The following is a 2,079-nucleotide window of genomic DNA, read 5'->3' as shown; positions in this document are numbered from 1 at the left end:
CGCCGAGGCGGGTGCTGCCGAGCGCCTGGTCGCGTCGCGTCCCGATGTTGTCTTCCATCTCGCCGGCATCGTGTCGGGCGAGGCGGAAGCCAATTTCGATCTAGGCTACCGCGTCAATCTCGACGGCACGCGAGCGCTGTTCGACGCCATCCGGCTGGCCGGCTTTGCGCCGCGTGTCGTTTTCACCTCGTCGATCGCGGTGTTCGGCGCGCCGTTCCCGGATGTCATACCGGACGAATTCCATCCGACGCCGCTGACTTCCTACGGCACGCAGAAGCAGATGAGCGAAGCGCTCTTGGCTGATTACACGCGGCGCGGCTTCTTCGACGGCATCGGCATCAGGCTGCCGACCATCTGCGTGCGACCCGGCAAGCCGAACAAGGCGGCCTCGGGCTTCTTCTCCGGCATCATCCGCGAGCCCTTGAGCGGCCACGAGGCGATCCTGCCGGTGCCGCGCTCGGTCGTGCACACCCACGCCAGTCCGCGTTCGGCGGTCAATTTCCTGATCCATGCGGCAGGAATCGACGGCAGCGCCGTCGGGCCGCGCCGCAACCTGACGATGCCTGGCGTCGCCGTTAGTGTTGGCGAGCAGATCGAGGCGCTGGAACGCATCGCCGGCCCAAAGGTGGTGAAACTGATCCGCGAGGAGCCGGACGCGACGATCTGGGCGATCGTCAAGGGCTGGCCGACGCGGTTCGAGGCGCGGCGCTCGAGGGAACTTGGGTTCAGCGCCGAAAAGAGTTTTGACGAGATCATCCGCGCGCATATCGAGGATGAGCTCGGCGGCAAGGTCGCGGGTTAAACTCCGAGCCTCGCGGCGCTGGGCATCATCCGCCGGTCGCCAGGCTTGCCGATAGCAGCAACAGTCCGAACAGGAACACGAAGGCCGCGCCGCCGATCTCGACGATCGAGTGGATGCGGTTGCCCATGCGGCCGTCGCCGGCGAAATACACCGCCCAGTTCTTGGCGGTCACCGCGAGTGTGGCCAGCGCCGAAACGGTGATCGCGGTTCCCAGCGACATCGCCAGCACCGACAGCAGGCCGCCGAGCCAGAGCCCGTTGAGAAGTGCGAAGCTCAGCACGATCAGCGCGCCGGAGCAGGGGCGGATGCCCACCGCCGCCACCGCCGACCAGGCCGTGCGCCAGTCGAAGCGATCGCCCGACAGCAGTGCCGGGTCGGGTGCGTGCGAATGACCGCAGGTGTCGCAGACCTCACCCGCCGCGTGATCGTGATGAGCATGATCGTGTGTGGCGTGATCGTGTGTGGCGTGATCATGGACGTGATCATGCGCGCCGTGGTCGTGATGATCGTGGGAATGGCTATGCGCGTGGGCGTGATCGTCATGCACCTGCAGCGCATGCGAATGACCTGCATGCGAGTGGCCGCCATGCGAATGGCCACCATGAGAATGACCGGCATGAGCCGCCGACAGGCTGTAGGCGGGTCCCCTGCCAAACAGGCGCAGGATGGAAGGACCGAGCTTGCGCCACAGCAGCCAGGCGCCAAAGATGGTGACGAAGACATAGCTCATGATTTCCATGAACCAGGCCGCGTCGGTCATCGAGACGGTGGTGCCGCGCAGGACGAAATAAGCGAGCAGCATCACCGCGATCGCGGTCAGGCCCTGCAGCAGTGCCGAGACGAAGGACAGCAGGATACCGCGGCGCAGCGCCACTTCGTTGGCCACCATGTAGGACGAGATCACCGCCTTGCCGTGGCCGGGGCCGGCGGCATGGAAAATGCCGTAGGCGAAGGACAGGCCGACGAGTATCCAGATCTTGCTGCCGTCCTGGCGCATCGCCTTCATCGCCGTTGCCAGCGCGCGATAGAATTCCTGCTGCCTGAGATTGATCCACATCAGGATGTGGGCAAACGGGCCGGTGGTGGGCGCCATACCGTCATTGACGCCGATGCCGAGCGAACTCTGGGCATGGGCGCCGTTGGCAAAATGCATCATGACAACGGTGACGGCCAACAGGCCGAATGCCAAACGCAGGGACGGTTTCGTCACCGGCTTCATCCTTCTGGCTGACAGGTCAGTTCGAGCTTGGTGGCGAAGATCTTGCTCATGTCGGTGC

Annotated in this window: 2 protein-coding genes; one reads left to right on the top strand and one right to left on the bottom strand. The window is 64.9% G+C overall.

The window, feature by feature from the left end; translation table 11 throughout:
• Positions 1-802, top strand: an 802-nt coding sequence (gene denD, locus EN935_RS32995) for a D-erythronate dehydrogenase (protein WP_164771566.1), incomplete at its 5' end; no start/stop codon positions are given.
• Between the two features lie 25 nt (positions 803-827).
• Here denD and EN935_RS32990 read toward each other — a convergent pair.
• The gene (locus tag EN935_RS32990; RefSeq protein ID WP_127264962.1) at positions 828-2,021 is read right to left on the bottom strand and encodes a nickel/cobalt transporter; all 1,194 of its coding nucleotides are present in this window, start codon (positions 2,019-2,021) and stop codon (positions 828-830) included.
• Positions 2,022-2,079 lie beyond the last annotated feature (58 nt).

The organism is Mesorhizobium sp. M7D.F.Ca.US.004.03.1.1 (assembly GCF_003998635.1).
Taxonomy (GTDB): domain Bacteria; phylum Pseudomonadota; class Alphaproteobacteria; order Rhizobiales; family Rhizobiaceae; genus Mesorhizobium; species Mesorhizobium loti.
Note: the sequence above shows the minus strand (reverse complement) of the source record. Positions and strands in the feature narration are given on the sequence as shown.

What these genes read in the sequence shown, in the direction of transcription:
- EN935_RS32990 (WP_127264962.1), bottom strand. Translation starts at nt 2,021, where the DNA reads ATGAAGCCGGTGACGAAACCGTCCCTGCGTTTGGCATTCGGCCTGTTG.